Origin of the sequence: Stenotrophomonas sp. SKA14, assembly GCF_000158575.1 — a bacterium.
GTDB lineage: Bacteria > Pseudomonadota > Gammaproteobacteria > Xanthomonadales > Xanthomonadaceae > Stenotrophomonas > Stenotrophomonas forensis.
Genome location: NZ_DS999412.1, coordinates 4,304,512 through 4,326,624 on the forward strand (window position 1 = coordinate 4,304,512; position 22,113 = coordinate 4,326,624).

Below are 22,113 nucleotides of genomic sequence, written 5' to 3' on the forward strand. Positions count from 1 at the left end.
GCCCCATCACCGACGACACCTGTCGTCACCCTGCATCCCCCAATCATTGTCTCAGAGAGGAAACGCCATGGAGGTCGAACAGTTCACGTCGACGCGCCTGAAGGCCATCGAATTGTTCAAGTCCCAGCCCAAGGGTGGCAAGGACATCGTGAGCCTGGACGCGATCTTCATCTCGCTGTGCTCGCTGGCCCAGGCCCAGGCCGGCGATGGCAGCTCGACGCAGGCCCGTACCGTGGCCCGCCCGGGCAGGCAGCAGCCGCCCGCACCGTGGTTCACCGAAACCCTGGCCGCCCTGAAGGGCAAGGGTGAGTCGATCACGGTGGCGCGCTTCCTGATGTTCGCCAACCGCTTTCCCGTCAAGCGCATGGACCAGGTCAATGCGGCGCGCTGGCTGCGCGACGCCGGCTATATCCCCCGCAAGACCGGCGGCAACCTGGTGTTCGACCTTTGACCCAGCCCCACCTGCAGTCCTGAAGCCCCGGCATCGTCCGGGGCTTTTTTGTTTCCGAGCCTGCGCCCGGACATGAGGACGGGCAACAAGGCCGTCCTCACCCATACCTGCCGGATTCCCTTGACCTGCCTCTGTTTCCACACGGTGAGGACAGCGAGTACAGGAATACCGGAAACAGCTGCGGCAACGACAACCCGGCAAGAGCCGCCGCAGGCATCCGCAGCGCCGTCCTCACCGGTGCTCAGGCTCACTGAATGTCTTCAGTAGGCCGCACCGCAAGTAGATGAAAGGTGTTGACTGAAGGTGCGGGAGAGCAACAGTGGAGATCAATGCCACTGACGACACCCCTCATGAACGCCCTGCCCGACAGCATCCAGACCCTCGCCGAGGTCATCGGCGAATCCGCAGCCCTCACGCTGGTGCGTGCATGGCCGCCGACCACCTCCAGCACCACCGGCCGCCACCGCGTCATCGTCTACGTGCCGTCCACCCTGCCCGACCAGCACCGGCTGATCGACATCCTCGGCTACGACGTCGCCCAGCGGCTGGTCGCGCACTTCGGCGGCGAGCTGCTGTTCCTGGCCTCGTGCTTCGCTGCCGGTGCGCAGCAGCGCCGCGAACGCATCGCACGTGCCGTTGCCAGCGGCATGCCACGCGACCACGTCGCGCGTGAGTTCGGTGTCTCGCAGACCACCATCAAGCGCGCCCTGCGCGATGCCCGCTCCGCGCCACCGCCTGCGGTCCATCCGGCCCTGCTCAAGGGATACGCACGCGCATGAACGAGAGCGACCTGCTGGCCGGCGTACCCGACTGGGCCAAATACCTGGGCGGTACCTCCGGCGTACTGATCGCGGTGTCGCTGTGGCTGCGCCAATGGCTGTCGTCGGCCAAGGTCGACCGCACCGCCGATGAAGCCACCAGCAACACCCTGCGCACCCTGCAGGAGCAGCTCGCCGCCGAGCGCACCCGCGCCGATGGCCTGATGCACGAACGCGAGGCGATGGCGCAGGAGATCGGGCAACTGCGTGGCGAGGTCAACGCCCTGCGTGCACAGATCGCCCAGCAGAGCGTGCAGATAGACGCGCTGCTGGCACTGGTGCGCAAGCAGCCGGAGGCAGCCGCATGACCGCCGCCGCAGCCAGCGCCCTTGGCGGTGCCAACGTGGCCGCGTTCCTCGACATGCTGGCCGTGTCCGAGGGTACCGACATTCCCAGCCAGCGCTCACGTGACCGCGGCTACGACGTGATCGTCGGTGGCCAGCTGTTCGCCACCTACCGCGACCATCCCCGCGTCCTGGTGTCTCTGCCGCGCTATGGCATCAAATCCAGTGCTGCCGGCCGCTACCAGTTCCTGCGCAGTACCTGGGACGACCTGCGCGCACGCCTGGGCCTGCCCGACTTCGGCCCGGTCTCGCAGGATCGCGCCGCCGTCGCCCTGCTCAAGCAATGCGGTGCCTACGAGCTGGTCCGGCTGGGGCGATTCGACGCCGCCGTCAGCGCGGCGCGGCGTATCTGGGCATCGCTGCCGGGCGCCGGTTACGGGCAGAAGGAACAGGCGCTGGAGACGCTGCGTGCGGCCTATCGCACCGCAGGAGGCGCCCTGGCATGACCCCACTCGCGCTGAGGCTGCGCGTCGGCCTGCTACTGCTCGTCGGCAGCCATGCCGGCTGCGCCTGGCTGGGGTGGACCCTGCGGGACCGCAGCGCGGACCTCGCCGTTGCCAGCGCCCAGGCCGCACAGCAGGCATCCCGCGTTGATGCGGCGCAGGCCGCACATCAGCAGGACCTCGCCAATGCCCGGGCCGGCGCCCGGGCCGAATCGCAGCGCCTGGCCACGCAGGCGGAGCGCACCCAGCAGTTCAACGCCCTGCAACGGGACATCGACACCCATGCCAAGACTCCTGGCCGCGATCGCGGCAATGCTGATGCTGAGTTCGTGCGCATCTGGCGCCAGGCCAATGCCGGCGGCGCACTGCCGCATTGACCTCGCCATCGCCCCGGCGCAACTGCGTGTCGCGCCGCCACTGCCCGACCTCGATGGCACTGATGACGATGCGCTGCTGCGCAATCACGTCGAGGTCGCACGTCGGTACCACGCACTCGCCGATCAGCTGCACGCGCTGCTGTGCAGCCTCGGTGGCCAGCGCGGCATCACGCTCAATGGTGCGGAACCGCTGATGCCTGCGGGCTGTGATAGCGGCGCGGCTTCCCTGCGCGCCGCGACCACGCGCTGATCCAGCTGCACACGGCCACGCCTGCAATGCCGCCCAACGGCGGTGATGGCAACACTGGCCACGCCCCTTTTTCCATTCAATGCACGAGCTGACATGGCGACCGACCCCTCTCCTCCACCGCTGGACGCATTGCTTGCCGCCATCGAAGCGGCCATCCGTGCGCGCTTCCCGCACTTCGCAACCGTCGAGTTCCATCGGGAGGCCGGTACCGAAGGCATGGCGACGCCCGCGTGCCTGCTGGCGATGACCCGCTGCGACCGCAGCAAGGACAACGCCGATGGCAGTGGGCAGATGCAGGCCCTGCTGCGCTTCGAGGCACGTGTTGCTCTGGCGGCGGACGCGCCCGGGGTGGCGCTGCAGCTGCGCAACACCACCGTCGACCTCGCCACCTGGCTGCACCAGCTCGGCCGTTTTCCCGGCGTGGCCAGCGGCGCGATCGACGTGATCGCCGCATTGCCTGAAGACACCGCCATGGCGCTGCCAGGGCTGCGCAGCTGGATCGTCGAATGGTCGCTGCCGATGGCACTGGGCAGCAACGCCTGGGAAGAGACCGGCGGCGTGGTACCGCGCGCCAGTTTCAGCTTCGCGCCCGAGATCGGCCGTGCCCATGAGCCGCGCTACCAACCGCTGCCGGAGCACGCGCCATGAGCGCCGAGCACGCACGGCTGATCGGCAACCTGTTGATGATCGGCGTCGTGCGCGAGCTCGACGAAGCCACAGCGCGCGTGCGCGTCGATGCCGACGGCATGCTCACCGACTGGATTCCCTGGCTGGAACGACGTGCCGGGCCGGGCGTACGCAGCTGGTGCGCGCCCGAGCCGGGCGAGCAGGTGGTGCTGGCCTGTCCCTATGGCGATCCGGGCCAGGCGCTGGTGCTGGGCAGCCTGTACCAGGACCGCTTCGCCGCACCGGCTGACTCGCGCATGCGGCAGCGCACCCAGTACGCCGACGGCAGCATCGTCGAGTACGACCAGGAAACCTCCACGCTGAGCGTCAACGTCGGCAGCGGCAAGGTCATCGTGACCTGCGCAAGCGCGCAGGTGATCGCCAGCGAATCGGTGCTGCTCGATACACCGTCGATCAAGGCCACCGGCGACCTGGACGTGACCGGTGCGATCACCGCCGGCAAGGACATCAGCACCCCGGGCGAGATCAAGGCCGGCGCCATCGGCCTGAAGGCGCACAAGCACACCGCGCAGGGCCCCACCGCACCGACCACGCCGGCGCAGGCCTGAGTGGCCACGCGTGCAATGCCCTGAAAACCCGCACTCCACGACGATAGAGACCATGCGAGGAATCAACGCCAACACCGGCAAATCACTGGATGGGCTGGCCCATCTGCACCAATCCGTGCGTGACATCCTCACCACGCCCCTTGGCTCCCGCGTACTGCGCCGCGAATACGGCTCACGCGTGTTTGAACTGATCGATGCGCCCACGAATCGCTCGCTGCGCATGGACCTGATTGCCGCCACCGTCGACGCCCTGGCGCGATGGGAACCGCGGCTCCACGTCGAGAACGTCGACGTCTCCCTCCCCGCCCCTGGCGTGATGATCCTGGCAGTCACCGGCATCCATCTACCCGACGGGCAGGCCATCACCATCGAAGGAATCGAGGTTCGCTAACCGTGGCATCCGGCTCGTTCACCAGTGTCAATCTGTCCCAGCTGCCTGCCCCGGCGGTCATCGAAGTGCTCGATTTCGAAGCCATGTTCGATGAATCGCTGACCGCGCTGCAGGCCCTGGATCCCACCTTCGACGCGCTGCTGCCGTCGGACCCTGCTTTCAAGATCCTGGAGGTCTGCACCTACCTGCGCCTGCTCGATCGCCAACGCGTCAACGACGCCGCGCGCGGCGTGATGCTGGCCTATGCCGGCGGCAGCGACCTGGACCATCTCGCTGCGATCTTCGGCATCGTGCGCCAGGTGCTGGACCCGGGCAAGCCGCAGGAGGGCATCGCGCCACGCTACGAGAGCGATGAAGATTTCCGCCGCCGTATCCAGCTCGGCCCGGAAGGCTTCAGCGTGGCCGGGCCGGAGGGCGCGTATGTGTTCCATGCACTCAGCGCCGATCCGCGGGTACTCGATGCAAGCGCGACCAGCCCCTCCCCGGGCGAAGTCGTGGTCTCGGTGCTGTCGCGCGAGACGGATGGAAGCGCCACCCAGGGCCTGCTCAACATCGTCGAGGCGAAGCTGGGTGCCGATGACGTGCGGCCGCTGACCGATCACGTGCTGGTGAAGCCGGCCACGATCGTCAACTACGCGGTCGAGGCTGCGCTGTTCACCTTCGCCGGCCCGGACTCGCAGGTGGTGCTGGCCGAGGCGCGCAGCCGCCTGGATCGCTACATCAGCGAATCGCATCGCCTCGGCCGTGACGTCACCCGTTCGGGCCTGTTCGCTGCACTGCACGCCGAGGGCGTACAGCGCGTGGAGATCATCCGCCCGGCTGCCGACGTGGTGGTCGATCGCACCCAGGCCACGCATTGCACCGGCGTGACCCTGACCCATGGCGGCACCGATGAATGAGCCGAGCACGCGCCTGATCAACGCGCGCCTGCGCGGCGCGATCGATGGCCGCAACCGCACCTTCCGCCACCCGGGTGGCACGCTGGCGACGCTGCAGTCGGTGTACCGCACCAGCGCGCAAGGACGGCAGCCACTACAGGGCGGCCTGATCGAGGGAAGCGTGGTGACCCTGGCCGCTGCACCGGTACCCGGCGAGAGCATCGAGGGTGACGCCCAGGTGGTGGTGCCGTCGGCAGCGAACCTGCTGCCCGCCAATGCCACCCGCGCCGAGCGCGCGCTTGCCCGCGCCAGCGTGGCGCGCCCGCTGCCAGTGGACATCACCGCACTGTGGGACGCCGACCGCTGCCCGACCGCACTGCTGCCCTGGCTGGCCTGGGCACTGTCGGTGGATGAGTGGAAGGCCTATTGGCCCGAAGCGGTGAAGCGCGCCCGGGTGCGCACGGCCATCGCCATCCAGCGCCGCAAGGGCACCGCCGGCAGTGTGCGCGACGTGGTCGCCGCATTCGGTGGCTCGGTGCTGATCCGCGAATGGTGGCAGCTGCAGCCCAAGGGACCGCCGCACACCTTCGAAGCGGTGATGACCATCGCCAACCAGGGTGGCCAGGCCGCCACGGCGATGTTCGTCGAGGACGTCATCGGCGAGATCAACCGGACCAAACCGGTGCGATCGCACTTCACCTTCACCCAGGGCATGCAGGCCGACGCCGCCGTCGGCGCCCTTGCAGCCGCCCACGCCACGGCCTTCCGCCGCCTTCAACTGATCGGAGAGTAACCCCCGCATGCGCTTGAAAATCACCGATGCCGGCTTCGCCAAGCTGGTCAATCCGCCCAACACCGGCACCAACGCCGTCCTGATCACGCAGATTGGTTTGACCTCCATTGCCTTCACTCCATCGGCGGGGCTTACCGCGCTGCCAGGTGAAATCAAGCGCCTCGTCACCTTTGGTGGCCAGGCGGTGGGCGACGACACCGTGCACGTCACCATTCGCGACGACAGCGCAACGGCCTACACGCTGCGCGGGTTCGGCCTGTACCTGGCCGACGGCACGTTGTTCGCCACGTATGGCCAAGCCGATCCGATCATGGAGAAGTCGGCCGCCTCCATGCTGCTGCTGGCCACCGATACGCGCTTCGCCGAGGTGGACACTGCACTGATCCAGTTCGGTGACGCCGGCTTCATCTATCCGCCCGCCACCACCGAGGTCGTGGGTGTGGTCGAACTGGCCACCAGCACCGAAGCCGAAGATGCGACCGACACTCAGCGCGCGGTGACGCCGCGTGGCGTACGCGCCTACACCGACAAGCGCTTCGGTGCCAGCGCCCCGACCGCACTGGCGAAGACACTGCTGTCGGCTGCGACCACCACGGCAGCCCGCACCGCGCTGGAACTGAAGAGTGCCGCACTGAAGGACACCGGGCATGGCAACGGCCTGGACGCCGACACCCTGGACGGCAAGCATGCCTCCGAGTTCGCCCTGGCCGGTGACTTCGCCACAGTGGGCCACAAGCATGTGATTGCTGACGTGACCGGGCTGCAGTCGGCACTGGATGGCAAAGCGACGAAGGCGGGCAATACCTTCACCGACCAGCAGTTCATCAGCGGCAACTATCCGCTGGTGGGTTTCGGCGCCGCAGGTGCTGAGCAATCGTTCATTGGTGGCTGGGCGAACACGGGCCTGTGGCGCGTGTGGAGTGCCGATCGCAATGCCAGCAGCGAAATCACCATCAAGCATGGCGACTCGCCGCGCTGGAATGGCTCGGTCATATGGCACGCCGGCAACTTCGCGCCGGAAGCGAAGATGGACAAGACCGGCGGGACGTTCACCGGACACGTCGGCGTGAATGGAAACTCGCTTCGTTCCTATGGCTGGAATGGTGTGGCCAACGATGGCGTACTCGTGCTGGGCGACGCCAACTCGTACATCTTCAAGAACGGATCGAATTTCACCTTCGCCAATGCGGCAGGCGGATACACCGCCATGCTCAACGCCGGCGGCAATGTCTGGACCAGCGGCAACTTCGATCCGACAAGCAAAGTGAACAAGGCCGGCGACAAGATGACCGGCCCGCTCAAGGTGCAAGCGGGTAACGGCTCGTTGATTCGCATTGTCAATGATGGCACCAGTAGCACCATGATCCAGTCCGTCAATGCGGCTGAAGACGCATTCGCGAAATTGTTCCTGACCGGGGAAGGCGCGAGCCTCCAGGGTCGGGGCCAACAGGTGGATATTGGCAGCAACGTGGACGTTGCGATCAGCGCAAATGGGCTGCGATACAACGATTCCCAAGGTACCAACCGCGTTCACTTCACAGCGAACGGCGAGATCGTCGCCAAGCCCATCAACGCCTCCCCAGGCAATGGAGTTGGATCATTCGGACTGATCTCACAAGGCAATTACGGCGGCGGGCTCGGCTTCATCGACACGGGCGGCAACACGCATGGCGCCATCTGGACCGAGTATCAAACATTGCAGTTCGGCGTCAACACGCCCGGAGCGCTGACACCGAAGATGTCACTTACCTCAGGGGGCGTTCTTTCTACCATCGGCGGATATGACTTCGGCTCCTCCCGCAAGCTGAAGAACATCGAAGGCACCCTCCCCTACGGCCTGGCTGCCGTCGAGCAGATGGAGCTTGCAGCCGGCCACTACAAGCCCGAGTACAACGACGACGGCCGTCGTCGCCTGTTCTTCGTGGCCGAGCAGCTGGCCGAACTGGTCCCGGAAGCGGTCGACCTGGAAGGCGTCGAGTTCCAGGGCGAGCGCGTGGCGTCGGTCAAGCTCGACCAGCTGCTGCCGGTCCTGGCAAAGGCCATCCAGGAGCTGTCGGCCGAGGTTCGCGCCCTGAAGGCGGAGCGTTGATATGGCCAGTGGCTATCGCTCCGGCGGCACGGATTTCGACGACCTGTTCGATCCCTATGTAGAGGGCCCACTGGCACAGGATTCGGGCCGCCGCGTCGGCGGCACCGACCTGAGCCGCCGCTACGCCCACATCCAGTACGGCAGCAAGCGTGCGGACGTCGGGCATCGCATCGGCGGCATGGACGTGTCGAACCTGTGGGCGGCCCGGGGCACCGCGCAGTACGACGCGGTCACCATTCCCAACCCGAGCATCGGCGGCTCGTCCTACGCCGGCGCTGCGCCCAACGGACACGCGGCCTTCAGCTTCAAGTCCAACGGCATGGTGCAGACGTGGACGAACAACCCCAACGGCGTCACCCGCACCTTCGGTCCATGGCTCATCCGTGGTATCGCGAGCAACTTCGAGATCCGCTACACCAAGGTCGAAGGCGATGCGAATCCTTCCGGAACAGGTGCCTGGTTGAATCTCGGTACCGATCGCTACTGCGGATTCGACGTTGTCTACGGCAGCGCGGGCTGCAGCCTCATCGTCGAGATTCGCCGAGCCAGCACCGGCGTCGTCCTGGCGCGCGAAGACCAGGTCTACATGAGCGCATCCCACTCGCGTGGTGACACCGGACCCATCATGGAATGACGCCGCGGCCACGATTGCAATTATCGCCAGCGCCGGCTTCTCCGAACATTACCCCGTCGCCTGCACATGCCGGCACACACCCACACCGAGGAAGAACCCCGAATGACCGAATTTCTCCATGGCGTACAGGTCGTCAACATCGATACCGGTGCCCGTTCGATTGCCATCGCCTCCAGCAGCGTGATCGGCATCGTCGGCACCGCACCGCTGGCTGACACCGAAGCGTTCCCCATCAACACCCCCGTCCTGGTGACCTCGCCCTCGCAGGCGGCCAAGCTGTCGGCTAAGACCGGCGCTGAAGCCGGCACGCTGCCCGGCGCACTCGATGCGATCTTCGATCAGTCCAGTGCTGTCGTCGTCGTCATCCGCGTCGAGAACGGTGCCAACGAAAGCGCCACCCTGGCCAACGTGCTGGGCGGTGTGAACGCACAGACCGGTGCCTATGAAGGCGTGCACGCCCTGCTGGCGGCCAAGTCCATCGTCGGCGTCAAGCCGCGCATCCTGGTCGCACCGGGTTTCACCCACGTGCACCCCACCGATCCGGCCAAGCCCGAGGCGGTACTGGCCAACCCGGTCGTGGCCGAGCTGCTCGGCATCGCCGACAAGCTGCGCGCGGTGATCATCAAGGACGGCCCGAACAGCAACGATGACGCCGCCAAGAGCACCACCGCCCTGACCGGTTCCAAGCGCGTCTATGTGGTCGACCCGGCGCTGCTGGTGCAGTCCGGCGATGCGATCGTCACCCGCTACGCCTCCGGTGCCGTGGCCGGCGCCATCGCCCGCAGCGACAACGAACGCGGCTGGTGGGCTTCGCCGTCGAACCTGGAACTCAACGGCGTGGTCGGTACCGCGCGTGCCATCGACTTCGGCCTGTCCGATGCGACCAGCCGCGCCAACCTGCTGAACCAGTCCAACGTGGCAACCGTCATCCGCGAAGGTGGCTTCCGCCTGTGGGGCAACCGCACCACCAGCATCGATCCGAAGTGGCAGTTCCTGTGCGTGGTGCGCACCGCCGACATCATCGCCGACAGCCTCGAGGCTGCCCATCTGTGGGCCGTCGACCGCGGCATCAGCAAGACCTACGTCGATGACGTGCGCGAGGGCGTCAATGCCTTCCTGCGCGGCCTGAAGACCCAGGGCGCGATCCTCGGCGGCAACTGCTGGATCGACCCGGAACTGAACGCAGCGGACAGCGTGGCCCAGGGCCGCTTCTATTGGGACTTCGACTTCACCCCGACCTACCCGGGTGAGCAGCTGACCTTCCGCATGCACATGAACAACAACTACGTCTCGGAGATCTTCTAAGCATGGCGCGCAACGTCCGCAAGAACTTCAACTTCTACGTCGATGGCAAGGGCTATGCCGGCAACGTCGAATCCTTCACCGCTCCGAAGCTGACGCTGAAGACCGAGGATTTCCAGGCCGGTGGCATGTTCGCCCCGACCGAGATCACCCTGGGCCACGAGAAGCTTGAAGCCGAGGCCGTCTTCATCGCCGATGACCCGGACATCATGGGCAAGTTCCACGTCGTGGAAAGCAAGGAGTACTCCTTCACCGCACGCGAGGCGCTGGAATCCAGCGACGGCAGCATCACCGCCGTGGTCCACAACATGCGCGGCAAGGTCAAGGCCATCGATCGTGGCGAGTCCAAGTCCGGCGAGAAGGGCACGGTGAAGATCTCGCTCGCGCTGAGCTACTACAAGCTCACCCACGGACCGCTGGTCGTCCAGGAGCTGGACGTGGTCAACATGATCGCCAAGCAGAACGGCGTGGACATGCTGGCCGGCCTGCGCAGCGCCCTGGGCATCTGACCCCGCACGCATCTCCACAGTACCGGGGGCGCCTCGCGCCCCCGCCTTCATCGCGCTCCCTCGATTTCCAGGAACACATCCATGTCCAGCAAGACCAAGACCGCCAACGACCACGTCATCGAACGCGATGGCTATGCCGAAGTCACCCTCACCCGCCCTCGCCAGGTCAATGGCGTGGAAACCGCCGTGCTGCGCATGCGCGAACCCACCGTGGAAGACATGGAGCGCTTCCAGGATGACAAGGGCAGCGATGCACAGCGAGAGGTGCGCATGATCGCCAACCTGTGCGAGATCCCGCCGGACGACCTGCGCAAGCTGCCGCTGCGCGACTACGCCCGCCTGCAGTCGGGGGTCGCGCTTTTTACCACCTGACCCTGCCGCAGATCAGGCAGGGAGTGCTCGCCCTGGCCGGCCATACCGGCTGGGGCCTGCGCGAAATCATGACGCTGCGGGTGTCGAAGTTCATCTGGTGGATACAAGGATTGCCGGTACATGGCGAGTAACGTTCAAACGACAACGATCACGATCGGTGGCTCGATCTCGGGCTCGCTGAAGTCCGCACTGTCCTCCACCGAGGACGGACTGAAGAAGATCGGCAGCGAACTGGACAGGCTGGAGCGCAAGCAGCGCTCCATGAGCAAGGCGAACCCCTCGCTGGTAAAGCTCAAGCAGAACGTTGCCGGGCTGCGCCAGGAGTACGCCAGGCTCTCCAGCGAGGGCGATCGCCTGCGCAAGGTGCAGACCGGCCTGGAGCGCATCGAGAAGGCGAGCACCGCCAATCTGCGTAGCCGCAAGAAGCTGGGAACCTCCTTCAAGGAGTCACGCACCCTGCTCGGCAGCGCAGTGACCCAGCTGGCCAAGCCGGTCGAGAACGCCTCCAGCTTCGCCCGCCAGAACCAGCAGATCGGCAGCGCAGCGGGCCTGGACAACAGCCAGGTCAAAGCGCTGGGCAGGACGATCCTGGCCGAGACCGGCAACACCAACCAGAAGGCGAATGACCTGCAGCGCGCCATCCGGTTGCTGGTCGACGCCGGCATGGATGCACAGTCGGCGCAGGCCAGCCTGCGCGCCATCGGCCGCACCGCCACCGTCACCGGCACCGGGATCGACGACGTCTCCAGCGCCGCCGTTGGCCTGCAGCAGTCATTCGATATCGACCCTGCCAACATGCAGTCGGCGCTGGATGTCCTGGTCGTCAGCAGCCGCCAGGGCGGGCTGGGGCTGAAGGACATGGCCAAGGTGATGCCGGTGCTGGGAACGTCGTTCCAGGCGCTGAAGCTGCAGGGCAACGCAGCAGCGGCCACCATGGGCGCGGCACTGGAAGCCACGCGCAGGTCCGCGGGCGGCGCTGACCAGGCAGCCACCCAGATGAAGGGCTTCATGACATCGATCATGTCGCCCGAGCTCCAGGCCAAGGCCAAGAAGGGATTCGGCCTCGACCTGCGCAAGATCATCAGCGACGCGCAGAGCAGCGGTGGCAACCCGTTCGACGCTGCGATGCAGGCCATCATCCAGGCCACGGCCGGCGATCAGCAGAAGATCGGAAAGCTGTTCGGCGATGCACAGGCGAAGAACTTCGTCGGCCCGATGATCCAGAACTGGGACCAGTACACCCGGATCCGCGACAAGGCGCTCAATGGCTCTGCCGGAACCACCGATGCGGCTTACGCCAATGCCATGCAGACCGACCCGGAGAAGATCCAGGGCGCGAAGATCGCCGTGGACAACCTGTCCAAGGCCTTTGGTGCGGCGTTGCTGCCCGCGGTCGGCGACGCCGCGGTGAAACTGACCGAACTGCTGAACGGCGTAACCACCTTCGTGACCGAGAATCCGAAGCTGATCGCCAATACCACCAAGGTGGTGGTGGGCATGCTCGCCATGCGCAGCGCGGTACTCGGTGCCCGTTACGCCTGGACGTTCGTGAAGGGTCCGATCCTGGGCGTGCAGAAGGTCTTCCAGCTGTTCCGTGCCGGCAACCTGCTGGCCCAGCTGGGGCGCTTCGGCCCGATGGCCATGCGTATCGCCTCGGTGTTCCGCGTCGTCGCCACCGCAGTGGGGGCCATTGGTGGCGGACCTATCGCGGTAGCTGTGGCCGCGCTCACTGCCGGTGCCCTGCTTGTCCGCAAGTACTGGGAGCCGATCAAGGCCTTCCTCGGCGGTGTATGGGAAGGTCTCAGCAGTGCGGGCACCTCCGCGATGGGAGAACTGGTGAATGCCGTTGCGCCGCTGCGTCCGGCGTGGGAGGCCGTGGGTGCCCTGCTGGGGCAGGCCTGGGACTGGCTGTCGCGGATGCTGGCCCCGGCGCAGTACACCGGAAACGAACTCTCCCGCGTGGGCGAGATCGGCAAGCTGGTGGGCGAAGCACTCATGCTCAACTTCCGCGCCATCATCCAGGTCGCTGGCTTCGTCGCCGAGGTCTTCAGGATGATCGGTGAGGTCATCGGCACGGTGGCTGGATTCATCGTCGTCACCTTCGGTAGTGCCTGGGACTGGGTTGCAGCAAAGGTCAGCGGCGTGATCGACACGATGATGGCCAAGATGGCCCCCTTCATGGAGATGGTGGGCACCATCATGGACAAGGTCGGGGGCCTGCTGGGCACCACCAAGAACAAGATCGCGTTTGGTGTGAACACCGCGGTCGATGCCTACGGCGCGATACGCGCAAACGGCGGCATACAGCTCCCGCCGGTGATGCTCGCGCCCGCCAGCCTGCACAGCGCCAGCGTGCAACCACGCATGCCGAATGCCTTTGGTACACCGGCCGGGCGTGCCGCACCGGAGATGCCTTCGCCCAGCCCGCGCAGCGCCACCACGGTGCAGCAGCAGCAGACCAACAACATCACCATCCACCAGCAGCCAGGCGAATCCAGCGAAGCGGTGGCGCGCCGCACGGCCGATGAGCTGCAGCGTCGCAGCGCGGTGACCGCCCGTGGTGGCCTGGCAGACAGGAACTGAGCATGAAACGCGAATTCGTAACCGGCGCAGTAGACAAGCTGCTGTCGCAGTTCAAAGCCAACGACTCCGGCAACGCCCCGGTCCTGCTGATGCTGGGCGGCTTCAAGTTCAGCCTCAACACCGCGGTCTTCCGGGAGATCCAGCAATCCAACGAGTATCGCTGGCAGGCGCAGGACCGCGTCGGCCAGATGGCGGCCCTGCAGTACACCGGACCGGGCTCAGCCAGCATGACCCTGCCTGGCGTCATCTATTACCAGTTCCGCGGCGCCGGCAATGAGCTCGCACAGCTGCGCAGGCTGGCCGCGCAGGGCACGCCCCATCGACTGCTGACCGGCAAGGGCGGCAACCTGGGCCTGTGGGTCATCGAGAAGATCGATGCCACCGCCAGCGAGTTCACCGCCGACAGCGCGGTCCTGAAACAGGAATTCACCCTTTCACTGCGGAAGCACAGCGATGGCACGAACGTATAACACCCGCGACGGCGATGTCGTCGACCGTATCGCGTATGCGCACTATGGCGAGCAGTCACCAGCCATCCTGCGCGCGGTACTCGACGCCAACCCGGGCCTGGCCGCGCGCGGCGCAGTGCTGCCTGCCGGCGTGGCGATCACCCTGCCGCAGGTGCAGCGCCCGGCCAGCGAGCGCAAGGGAGTGGCCCTGTGGGATTGAACATCGCACCGGCCTTCCGCGTGGTGGCCAACAGCCAGGACATCACCGACAAGATCATGGCGCGCTTCAAGTCGCTCCGCATCACCGACGAGACCGGCAACACGTCCGACACGCTGGAGCTGCAGCTGGCCGACCATGATCCGTCCGACCCAATCCAGCTGCCACCGGTGGGCGCGGAACTGGAGGCCTTCATCGGCTATGACGGCGAAGTGCGGCGCGTAGGCCTGTACATCTGCGACGAGGTGGAGATCTCCGGCTTTCCCGGCAGCATGACGCTGCGCGCCCGGGCGGCACCGTTCGAGACCAGCAAGGAGGGCAAGAGCGACCTGCAGACGCAGAAAACGCGCACCTGGAAGAAGGGCACCACGATCGGCGACATGGTGCGGCGCATGGCCGGCGAGCATGGGCTGAACGCAGCGGTGAGTGCATCGCTGGCGTCGATCGTGCTGCCGCTGACGGTGCAGTCGCAGGAGTCGGACATGAACCTGCTGCTGCGCCTGGCCAAACAACACGATGCCATCGCCAAGCCCGGAGGCGGGCGCCTGGTGTTCGTGAAGCGGGGCGAATCCACCAGCGCCAGCGGCGAGCGCATTCCCGATGTCACCCTCACCCCCGCCGATGGCAGCGACTATCGGGTAACCCTTGCCGCACGCGAAGATGCCGGTACCACCATTGCCTACTACCGCGACGTGCGCAGTGCCAAGCGCCAGGAAGTGAAGGTGGGCAGCGGTGAACCGATCGTTCGCCTGCGCATGGCCTATGCCGACCGGGAGAGCGCAGAGGCGGCGGCACGCGCCAAGCATCGCGAACAGGCACGGCAGACGCGTACGCTCAGCTACACCCTGCCCGGCCGCGAGACACTGATGGCCGAAGCCACCGTGGTGATGCAGGGGTTCCGCGAGGGCGTGGATGGCCAGTGGCTGGTCAAGCGTGCCGAGCACAGCATCGGCAGCGAGGGCTACGTCACCCGCATCGAATGCGAACAACCCAACAGTGCCGACGCAGTAAAAGCGGCCAGCAATGCCCCGGCCAGCGAAGGCGAGCAGGTAGCCAGCGAGGTGTAAATCCACGCGGAGCGCGGATCTACATCAGCGTCCTCGCCCACGCTCAGTAGATCCACGCCATGCGTGGATGCTTTTCGCACATCAACTCACGTACTGCGCCACGCCATTACCAAACGACCAGTTCTCCTTCTTCACTTCCACCAGGTTGATGAACACATCCTCGCGGCGGATGCCCACCGCCGTGTGCAGGCCCTCGGCGATGCCGGCATACAGCGCCTTCTTCTGCTCCAGCGTGCGCCCCTCGTTCCAGGTGATCTGGATGCAGATGAAATCGTCGGTGCGGTCAACGCCCAGGTAGCCGGGGTCGTAAACGAGCGTGCCGGGGTCGTGCTGCTGGAAGATCTGGAAGCGGTCGTTCTCCGGCACGCCCACCGCACGCATGGCCTGGTAGATGGCTTCACCCACGCGTTGCAGGTAGTCGGCGGATTTACCTTTGCGAAGATCAATGCGGGCGAGCGGCATGGCGGGGCTCCAGGGCCAGGTGGGACGGCAGTGAGCCGAGACTACGCCCGTCGAAAGCGGCGGCACAGCGCATGGATGGAACGTCTGCTTTCATGGATGGCACGTTCGACGACACCTGCGCCGGGTGACGTGATTGCCATCTATCTGGGCCGTGTAGCGGCGCTGCTTCGTTCAGGCAAGGCGCGGATTGCCCCATGGGGGGTGGAATCCCGTCATGGCTGGCGTTGTTGCAACTTTCCTCAATGACTTCCGTCTTTAAGCGGATCGATGATCGCATCGCCAAGGCAGCACGCCTTGGTCGGGATTGGCGTCTCGAATAAACGAACAAGCTTCAAGGCCTGCGAAATCAATCGCAGCTGAGATAATGCACTGACTGCCGTCAATGGCGGACGGTGCGTGGGGATCGCAAGATCCGCCAGGCGTTCTTCTCCCTTGAAGCTTGTTTGCCTTGGTACGCCAACCCGCACCGTCCGCCACCTTCTTTCCGAAGGTGGCCCTACGCCAGTGAGGGTTTTGCCATGACCAAACGAGCCGCATCGTTTCCACGCCTGTACACACTGATTGCCGACATCGCCAACCAGGTTCCCGACGACATCGCACGCGAGATCGAGTGCGCATTGGACGAGCAGAACCTGCCCATGCAGTCACCCGCGTTTTTCGCGTGCCTCAATGCCATCAACAACGCCGAGGGCGAGGATGGGCAACCGTGCAGCACTCTCACCCTTGCCGCCAGCAATCACGCGTCGCTGCGCCGCTCGATGGCAGGGCTCACCGCAGTGCTCGATCTGCTGCAGGCCGCCGACCGCGCGCGTAGCGAGGCCGGTCCGGATGAACAGCTGGGCGCCTTCCACACCGACGGGTTGATCGTGGCCGCGCGGCAACTGGTGCGCGAAGCCAACCATTGCCTGGAAGGTGGAACCGCCTGATCGCCTGGGCGCGACGTGGCTACAATCGCGCAGGGAATCGCAGGAGACCGCAATGGACGCCGAACACCTGGAGTACTTCAAGGCCGCTCTGGAAGGCCGCGCAACGGTCGGCTGGAATGTCTGGTTTGCCGCCAACCAGCAGGCGCTCGCCCAGCAGGTGAGCCGCCCTGCCCTGCTGCGGTTGAAGTTCAATCACCTGCATGAAGCCGAGCGCCTGCTGGCCGAAGCCGGCGTCGTGCCGGCCAGCACGGCGGGCAAGCGCTATGAGGTGTATTGCGCGCAGTTGTCAGCAGACGTGGTGGACGAGAACGGTCGTCCGTTGCCTGCGGTGTGGCGTGCAGCGCACGGCGGTGCCATCGGCCTGCTTGCCGATGGCGAACACGAAGCGGGCCGGGCAAAGCTGCTTGCGGAGTTCAGCCGCGCCCGCAAGCGCGGGCTGCAGCAGGCGCATGAATGGTTGAGCGATGTGTGCTTCGAAGGCGAGATGGAGCTGAGCGGCGGCAATGCCGTAGTGGGCCGCAGCCTGCTGGCGGTGGTGGTGCAGGCCGGCAGCGGCCACGACCTGTTGGATGGCGTGGCGATGATGGCCCGCGAACGGCTGGAGGATCCGGGCTGAGACGGAGCCTGCTTCGGCGGGCGCCACGGAACCCCAGGCAACAAAAAAGCCCCCATTGCTGGAGGCTTTTTTCGTTCTGCAACATGGTGGGCGGTACAGGGATCGAACCTGTGACCCTTGCCGTGTGAAGGCAATGCTCTACCGCTGAGCTAACCGCCCGGTGTGTTGCTGAGCCGCTCATTATAGGGGCTTTTCAGAGGCCGTCAACCGTTTTTCACATTCGTGTTCACGGGTGTTTTCCGGGGCACACAGCCGAGCATGGCTCGGCTCTACAGAACCGCCCAGCGGCGCCTCACATCGTATGGGTCGGCTTGTCCGAACTGGTCAGGCCGGCCAGCAGCGTCTCGATCTTGTGGCGCACGCCCTCGCCTTCGGCGCCATCGGCCAGCTGCACGCCGATGCCGGCGGTGCGGTTGCCCTGCGCGCCGGCCGGGGTCACCCAGATCACCTTGCCGGCCACCGGCAGGCGCTCGCTGGAATCAGGCAGGGTCAGCAGCAGGAATACCTCGTCGCCCAGGAAGTAGCGCTTGGGCGTGGGCACGAAGATGCCGCCATTCTTCACGAACGGCATGTACGCGCTGTACAGCGCGGCTTTGTCCTTCACGGCCAGGGACAGGATGCCCTGGCGGGCGTTGCTGGCACTCATCGATTTCCCCTTGCGGCAGGCCGCTCGTTCACCTTGTTCCAGGCCAGCAGCAACTCGACCACCGCAAGGTCTGCACGCACCGTGGTGCGCAGCAGGTCGCGGGTGCGGTTGGCCGCATCGAACCAGGCTGCAAGCTTGTGCAATCGCTCCGGCGTGGTCAAGGCATCGGTGCTGGCCTGCGCCAGCGCCAGGTCGGCGGCAAAACGCAGGCGCAGCGCCGCGTTGTCATCACCGCACCACTTCTGCGCCAGCTCCACCGCGCCGGTCTTGCCGGCGGCCAGCTGCTCCAGCTCGCGGCCCACTTCGCGGCGCAGGCTCAGGCCATCTTCGCGCAGCCAGTTGTCGGCCTGGCCGGGATGGCCGCGCGCGGCATCCAGCGCTTCGCGCGCCGATGCTTCGCTGTGGCCCTGCTGCTGCAGCCAGGCCAGTGCTTCATCGCGGGGCGGCAGCTTGAACTCCAGGCGCTGGCAGCGGCTGCGCACCGTCTGCGGCAGGCGTGCCGGGTCGCTGCTGATCAGCCACAGGTAGCGACCCGGCTGCGGCTCTTCCAGCGTCTTCAGCAGCGCATTGGCCGCCGAGCGGTTGATCGCATCGGCCGGGTCGACGATCACCACCTGCGCCACGCCGTACTGCGGGGTCAGCGCCAGCTTGTTGGTGATCTCGCGCACCTGCTCGATGACGATCTCGGTACGCAGCTTGTCGCCGCTCTTGTTCGGAATGAAGCTGACCAGCTGCAGGTCCGGATGCGTGCCGGCGGCGATCAGCTGGCGCGTGCGCGTGGCATGTGCAGCGTCGCCACGTGCCAGCACATGGTCAGCCAGCGCCAGCGCCACCTCATGTTTGCCCAGACCGGCCGGGCCGCAGATCAGCAGGCCGTGACCGAGACGATCGGCATCGAGCGCGGCCACGGTCTGCTCGAACGCGCGCTGCTGCCATGGCGAGAACCTGCTCATGCGCCCTCCCCGTCCTGCAGCCAGCGCTCGACACGCGCAACCACATCAGCGGCGACGCGTTCCTGCACCTGGCCGGCGTCGATCAGCGCGAAACGCTGCGGGTCCAGCTGCGCGCGGCTGCGGAACACGGCGCGCACGCGCTGGAAGAAATCATCCTGTTCGCTCTCGATGCGGTCCGGCCACAGGTCGCGGCCATTGGCGCGCGCGCGGCCTACCGCCACATCCACGTCCAGCAGCAGGGTCAGGCCAGGCAGCAGGCCGACCGCGCGACGTTCCAGATCGGCAATCCACTGCGGATCAAGCCCGCGGCCACCGCCCTGGTAGGCATAGCTGGAATCGGTGAAGCGATCGCTCAGCACATAGGCGCCGCGCTGCAGCGCCGGCTGGATCACCTGCCGCACATGCTGGGCGCGCGCGGCGAACACCAGCAGCAGCTCGGCCTCGGCGCTGAGCGGCTCAGCGGCGATTTCGGCATCGGGCTTCAGCACCAGGCCGCGGATGCGCTCGGCCAGCGGCGTACCGCCCGGCTCGCGGGTCAGCACCACCTCGTGGCCGTGGCTGCGCAGGCAGTCACGGATGGCATTGATGGCCGTGGTCTTGCCCGCGCCCTCGCCGCCTTCCAGGCTGACGAAACGCGGGTGGCGAAGCAGCGCGGGACTCATTGCGCCGGGGTCTCCTGGGTACGTTGCCGGCGCAGCTGCTGCAGGTAGCGGGCTACTGCGGCGTTGTGCTGGTCCAGGCTGGACGAGAACACGTGCGCGCCACTGCCATCGCCGACGGCGACAAAGTACAGCGCGTCGCCCGACAGCGGCTGCGCGGCCGCCATCAGCGCATCGCGGCTGGGCATGGCGATCGGGGTCGGGGTCAGGCCTGCACGGGTATAGGTGTTGTAGGGCGTATCGGTGGTCAGGTCACGACGACGGATGTTGCCGTCATACGCGGGGCCGATGCCATAGATCACGGTCGGGTCGGTCTGCAGGCGCATGCCGATCTTCAGGCGGCGCATGAACACGCCGGCAATCTGCGGGCGCTCGCTGGCCAGCGCGGTTTCCTTCTCGATGATCGAGGCCATCGTCAGCAGTTCGTACGGCGTGTTGATCGGCAGGTCCGGCGCGCGGCTTTCCCACGCCTCGTCCAGCGCCTTTTCCATCGCGGCATGGGCACGCTTGAGTACGTCCAGATCACTGTCGCCACGCTGGTAGACGTAGGTCTCCGGCAGGAAGCGGCCTTCCGGATGCTGGTCATCGAAACCGAGACGCTGCATCAGGGCCGCGTCGTCGAGCGTATCGGTGGTGTGCAGCAGCGGCTCGGCGCGCTTCAGCGCGGCACGCAGCTGGCGGATGTTCCAGCCCTCGACGATCGTGACGCGGTGCTGCAGCACCTTGCCGGCGCGCATGCGCAGCAGCAGTTCGCGCGGGGTCAGGTCGGTGCTGAGCGCGTATTCGCCCACCTTCAGTTTGCCGGCGGCATCGAGCTGGCGCGCCAGCAGCTGCCACTGCGCATCCTGGCCTTCATCCACGCCGGCCTCGCGCAGCTTGCGCAGCACGCTGTTCATGCCATCGCCGCTGGCGATGACCACGCTTTCGGCGGTCGGGGTGATCCGGGCGTCGGCGAACTGGGTCTGCTGGTAGAAGAACCACGCGCCAGCACCGGCCACGACGGCGGCCAGCACCACCACCAGCGTTACCACGAACAGACACCCGCGCTTGGCTCCCGCCATGGACAACCTCTGAACTCGATTCCGTCGTGCAGGATACCGTGCCGGTGGATTGGGGTCATGAGCGGGGTGGCATGCGCCTGTGCCGACCCACCGTCGGCACCCATCCGAGCAATGGCCCCCACTGGTACCGGTAGTGCCGGCCGCTGGCCGGCAGTCGCGCGGATCATGGGTGCATGAGGTTGCCGGCCAGCGGCCGGCACTACCGGAGTACGCCTAGCCCTGCTGGCCCAGCGCGCGCAGCAGGCCACGCGCCTTGGCCCGGGTCTCGTCCAGCTCCTTGTCCGGGTCCGAATCGACCACGATGCCGGCGCCGGTGCGGAAGCTGACCTCGTGGCCCTCCACTTCGGCGGTGCGGATCAGGATGTTCAGGTCCAGGTCGCCATCGCGGTTCAGCCAGCCGAACGCACCGGTGTAGGCGCCACGCGGCACCTGCTCCAGCTCGCTGATGATCTGCATGCAGCGCACCTTCGGGCAGCCGGTGATGGTGCCGCCCGGGAAGGTCGCGGCAATCACCTCGCCGGGGGTGACCTCCGGGCGCAGATGGCCACTGACGTTGCTGACGATGTGGTGCACGTGGGCGTAGCTCTCCACGGTCATCAGCTCATCGACCACCACGGTGCCGGGCAGGCAGATGCGGCCCAGGTCGTTGCGCTCCAGGTCGATCAGCATCACGTGCTCGGCACGCTCCTTCGGGTGGCCGACCAGCTCCTGGATGCGTGCGGCATCGTCATCGCCTTCAAACCGCGGACGGGTACCGGCGATCGGCCGGGTCTGCGCGTGGCCGGCGTGCACCGACACCAGCCGTTCCGGCGAGGAACTGACCACGTGCCGGCCGTGCGCGCTGAACAGGCCGGCGAACGGTGCCGGGTTGGCGCGGCGCAGCTGTGCATACAGCGCCTGCGGGCTGACCGGCGCGGCGAACCGGGCGCTCCAGCGCCGCGACAGGTTCACCTGGAACACGTCGCCGGCACGCAGGTACTCGATCACCCGGCGCACGCCGTCGGTGAAGCGCTGCGGAGCATCCTCGCCCACCGACTGTGGCGGCTGCCAGCCCAGCCCGGCTTCGGGCAGCGCGGCCGAGGCCAGTGCCACCAGCGCATCCAGCAGCGCCTGCTGGCCCGCTTCAGCGATGACGAAACTGGCCCCGTTGTGGTGGTCGTGCAGCACCGCCGCCGGGCAGCGCAGCGCCAGCGCGGTCGGGCGGCCGTCGTCGCGCGCGCGCGACGCCAGGACCGGTTCGATCTGGCTGGCCACTTCGTAGTCCAGCATCAACGCCCAGCCACCGCGGAACGGCAGACTGTGGCTGCCGTCATGCGGCAGGCGTTCGGCCTGCCAGGCGCGGTCCAGCACCTGCAGGAAGCTGCCCGCGCGTACGGCGTCGTGCTGGTCACGCACCTGGCCATCGGCATCCAACCGCAGGACATCGCCCTGTGCGGCAAGCAGCAGGCTCCAGCGGCCCTGGGCGGTACCGGAGGCGGTTGATTCCATCAGCAGCGGGAAGCGCGCCGGATCGTGCTGCTGCAGGGCGAGCAGGTCGATCGGGTGCGGCAGCGGGTGGATCAGCGGTGCGTGGGTCATGGCGGCCAGT

The 22,113-nt window shown here is 66.6% G+C and carries 28 protein-coding genes and 1 tRNA gene; 22 read left to right on the forward strand and 7 right to left on the reverse strand.

Annotated features, from left to right (window positions below; translation table 11 throughout):
• The first annotated feature begins 67 nt into the window (after nt 1-67).
• The 20 genes from SSKA14_RS19545 (at nt 68) to SSKA14_RS19640 (ending at nt 15,202) form a co-directional block, all read left to right on the forward strand.
• Nucleotides 68-451 carry a hypothetical protein gene (locus SSKA14_RS19545; RefSeq protein WP_008267355.1) on the forward strand — a complete coding sequence of 128 codons (384 nt, stop codon included), beginning with the start codon at nt 68-70 and terminating at the stop codon, nt 449-451.
• Nucleotides 452-801: 350 nt separating this feature from the next.
• Nucleotides 802-1,230, forward strand: coding sequence for a Mor transcription activator family protein (locus SSKA14_RS19550; protein WP_230078891.1), 429 nt, complete (start codon nt 802-804; stop codon nt 1,228-1,230).
• Nucleotides 1,227-1,577, forward strand: a complete 351-nt coding sequence (locus tag SSKA14_RS19555) for a hypothetical protein (protein ID WP_004154677.1) — start codon at nt 1,227-1,229, stop codon at nt 1,575-1,577. The genes SSKA14_RS19550 and SSKA14_RS19555 overlap by 4 nt, the downstream gene beginning before the upstream one ends.
• On the forward strand, nt 1,574-2,059 hold the full coding sequence (locus tag SSKA14_RS19560) for a glycoside hydrolase family 104 protein (protein WP_008267595.1): 486 nt from the start codon (nt 1,574-1,576) through the stop codon (nt 2,057-2,059). The genes SSKA14_RS19555 and SSKA14_RS19560 overlap by 4 nt, the downstream gene beginning before the upstream one ends.
• A complete protein-coding gene (locus tag SSKA14_RS19565; RefSeq protein WP_008266266.1) occupies nt 2,056-2,433 on the forward strand; it encodes a hypothetical protein in 378 nt (125 codons plus the stop codon). The genes SSKA14_RS19560 and SSKA14_RS19565 overlap by 4 nt, the downstream gene beginning before the upstream one ends.
• A complete protein-coding gene (locus tag SSKA14_RS19570; protein ID WP_040008648.1) occupies nt 2,408-2,683 on the forward strand; it encodes a hypothetical protein in 276 nt (91 codons plus the stop codon). Before SSKA14_RS19565 ends, SSKA14_RS19570 begins: the two co-directional genes overlap by 26 nt.
• A gap of 93 nt (nt 2,684-2,776) precedes the next feature.
• A complete protein-coding gene (locus SSKA14_RS19575) occupies nt 2,777-3,331 on the forward strand; it encodes a hypothetical protein (protein ID WP_040008650.1) in 555 nt (184 codons plus the stop codon).
• A complete protein-coding gene (locus tag SSKA14_RS19580) occupies nt 3,328-3,918 on the forward strand; it encodes a phage baseplate assembly protein V (protein ID WP_008266319.1) in 591 nt (196 codons plus the stop codon). Before SSKA14_RS19575 ends, SSKA14_RS19580 begins: the two co-directional genes overlap by 4 nt.
• Before the next feature lie 52 nt (nt 3,919-3,970).
• Complete coding sequence (locus tag SSKA14_RS19585) at nt 3,971-4,309, forward strand: GPW/gp25 family protein (protein WP_008264997.1); 339 nt, start codon at nt 3,971-3,973, stop codon at nt 4,307-4,309.
• A 2-nt stretch (nt 4,310-4,311) separates the two neighbouring features.
• Nucleotides 4,312-5,208: a baseplate J/gp47 family protein gene (locus tag SSKA14_RS19590; RefSeq protein WP_008267723.1), complete on the forward strand. Its 897-nt coding sequence runs from the start codon at nt 4,312-4,314 to the stop codon at nt 5,206-5,208.
• Nucleotides 5,209-5,431: 223 nt separating this feature from the next.
• The gene (locus SSKA14_RS19595; protein ID WP_232281442.1) at nt 5,432-5,980 is read left to right on the forward strand and encodes a phage tail protein I; all 549 of its coding nucleotides are present in this window, start codon (nt 5,432-5,434) and stop codon (nt 5,978-5,980) included.
• 7 nt (nt 5,981-5,987) lie between these two features.
• On the forward strand, nt 5,988-8,069 hold the full coding sequence (locus SSKA14_RS19600) for a tail fiber domain-containing protein (protein WP_008265034.1): 2,082 nt from the start codon (nt 5,988-5,990) through the stop codon (nt 8,067-8,069).
• Nucleotide 8,070: 1 nt separating this feature from the next.
• A complete protein-coding gene (locus tag SSKA14_RS19605; RefSeq protein WP_008264619.1) occupies nt 8,071-8,703 on the forward strand; it encodes a hypothetical protein in 633 nt (210 codons plus the stop codon).
• A gap of 102 nt (nt 8,704-8,805) precedes the next feature.
• Nucleotides 8,806-10,008, forward strand: coding sequence for a phage tail sheath C-terminal domain-containing protein (locus SSKA14_RS19610; protein WP_040008655.1), 1,203 nt, complete (start codon nt 8,806-8,808; stop codon nt 10,006-10,008).
• A 2-nt stretch (nt 10,009-10,010) separates the two neighbouring features.
• Nucleotides 10,011-10,514: a phage major tail tube protein gene (locus tag SSKA14_RS19615; protein ID WP_008266187.1), complete on the forward strand. Its 504-nt coding sequence runs from the start codon at nt 10,011-10,013 to the stop codon at nt 10,512-10,514.
• An 81-nt stretch (nt 10,515-10,595) separates the two neighbouring features.
• Complete coding sequence (locus SSKA14_RS19620; RefSeq protein WP_004154663.1) at nt 10,596-10,886, forward strand: phage tail assembly protein; 291 nt, start codon at nt 10,596-10,598, stop codon at nt 10,884-10,886.
• A 120-nt stretch (nt 10,887-11,006) separates the two neighbouring features.
• Nucleotides 11,007-13,469, forward strand: a complete 2,463-nt coding sequence (locus SSKA14_RS19625) for a phage tail tape measure protein (protein ID WP_008265418.1) — start codon at nt 11,007-11,009, stop codon at nt 13,467-13,469.
• A 2-nt stretch (nt 13,470-13,471) separates the two neighbouring features.
• The gene (locus SSKA14_RS19630; RefSeq protein ID WP_008267780.1) at nt 13,472-13,939 is read left to right on the forward strand and encodes a phage tail protein; all 468 of its coding nucleotides are present in this window, start codon (nt 13,472-13,474) and stop codon (nt 13,937-13,939) included.
• Nucleotides 13,923-14,138, forward strand: a complete 216-nt coding sequence (locus SSKA14_RS19635; RefSeq protein WP_008266797.1) for a tail protein X — start codon at nt 13,923-13,925, stop codon at nt 14,136-14,138. Before SSKA14_RS19630 ends, SSKA14_RS19635 begins: the two co-directional genes overlap by 17 nt.
• The gene (locus SSKA14_RS19640) at nt 14,129-15,202 is read left to right on the forward strand and encodes a contractile injection system protein, VgrG/Pvc8 family (RefSeq protein WP_008267765.1); all 1,074 of its coding nucleotides are present in this window, start codon (nt 14,129-14,131) and stop codon (nt 15,200-15,202) included. Before SSKA14_RS19635 ends, SSKA14_RS19640 begins: the two co-directional genes overlap by 10 nt.
• A gap of 81 nt (nt 15,203-15,283) precedes the next feature.
• Here the strand turns inward: SSKA14_RS19640 and SSKA14_RS19645 are convergent, their stop codons facing one another.
• Entirely contained in the window at nt 15,284-15,664 is a 381-nt protein-coding gene (locus tag SSKA14_RS19645) for a tautomerase family protein (RefSeq protein ID WP_008264737.1), read from the reverse strand.
• A gap of 518 nt (nt 15,665-16,182) precedes the next feature.
• Here SSKA14_RS19645 and SSKA14_RS19650 point away from each other — a divergent pair.
• Together SSKA14_RS19650 and SSKA14_RS19655 are read left to right on the forward strand one after the other, a co-directional pair.
• Nucleotides 16,183-16,590 (forward strand): hypothetical protein, encoded by a 408-nt coding sequence (locus SSKA14_RS19650; protein ID WP_008265859.1) that lies wholly within the window; start codon nt 16,183-16,185, stop codon nt 16,588-16,590.
• 52 nt (nt 16,591-16,642) lie between these two features.
• Nucleotides 16,643-17,206, forward strand: a complete 564-nt coding sequence (locus tag SSKA14_RS19655; protein ID WP_008266792.1) for a hypothetical protein — start codon at nt 16,643-16,645, stop codon at nt 17,204-17,206.
• Nucleotides 17,207-17,290: 84 nt separating this feature from the next.
• Here the strand turns inward: SSKA14_RS19655 and SSKA14_RS19660 are convergent.
• The 6 genes from SSKA14_RS19660 to SSKA14_RS19685 form a co-directional block, all read right to left on the reverse strand.
• Nucleotides 17,291-17,365: transfer RNA gene (locus SSKA14_RS19660), tRNA-Val, on the reverse strand.
• Nucleotides 17,366-17,498: 133 nt separating this feature from the next.
• Nucleotides 17,499-17,852, reverse strand: coding sequence for a PilZ domain-containing protein (locus SSKA14_RS19665; protein WP_004146965.1), 354 nt, complete (start codon nt 17,850-17,852; stop codon nt 17,499-17,501).
• Nucleotides 17,849-18,805, reverse strand: a complete 957-nt coding sequence (locus tag SSKA14_RS19670; RefSeq protein ID WP_008268788.1) for a DNA polymerase III subunit delta' — start codon at nt 18,803-18,805, stop codon at nt 17,849-17,851. The genes SSKA14_RS19665 and SSKA14_RS19670 overlap by 4 nt, the downstream gene beginning before the upstream one ends.
• Complete coding sequence (gene tmk / locus SSKA14_RS19675) at nt 18,802-19,467, reverse strand: dTMP kinase (protein ID WP_008267800.1); 666 nt, start codon at nt 19,465-19,467, stop codon at nt 18,802-18,804. The genes SSKA14_RS19670 and tmk overlap by 4 nt, the downstream gene beginning before the upstream one ends.
• On the reverse strand, nt 19,464-20,525 hold the full coding sequence (mltG, locus tag SSKA14_RS19680; RefSeq protein WP_040008662.1) for an endolytic transglycosylase MltG: 1,062 nt from the start codon (nt 20,523-20,525) through the stop codon (nt 19,464-19,466). Before mltG ends, tmk begins: the two co-directional genes overlap by 4 nt.
• Nucleotides 20,526-20,738: 213 nt before the next feature.
• Nucleotides 20,739-22,103 carry an aminodeoxychorismate synthase component I gene (locus SSKA14_RS19685; protein WP_008264938.1) on the reverse strand — a complete coding sequence of 455 codons (1,365 nt, stop codon included), beginning with the start codon at nt 22,101-22,103 and terminating at the stop codon, nt 20,739-20,741.
• Nucleotides 22,104-22,113: the final 10 nt, after the last annotated feature.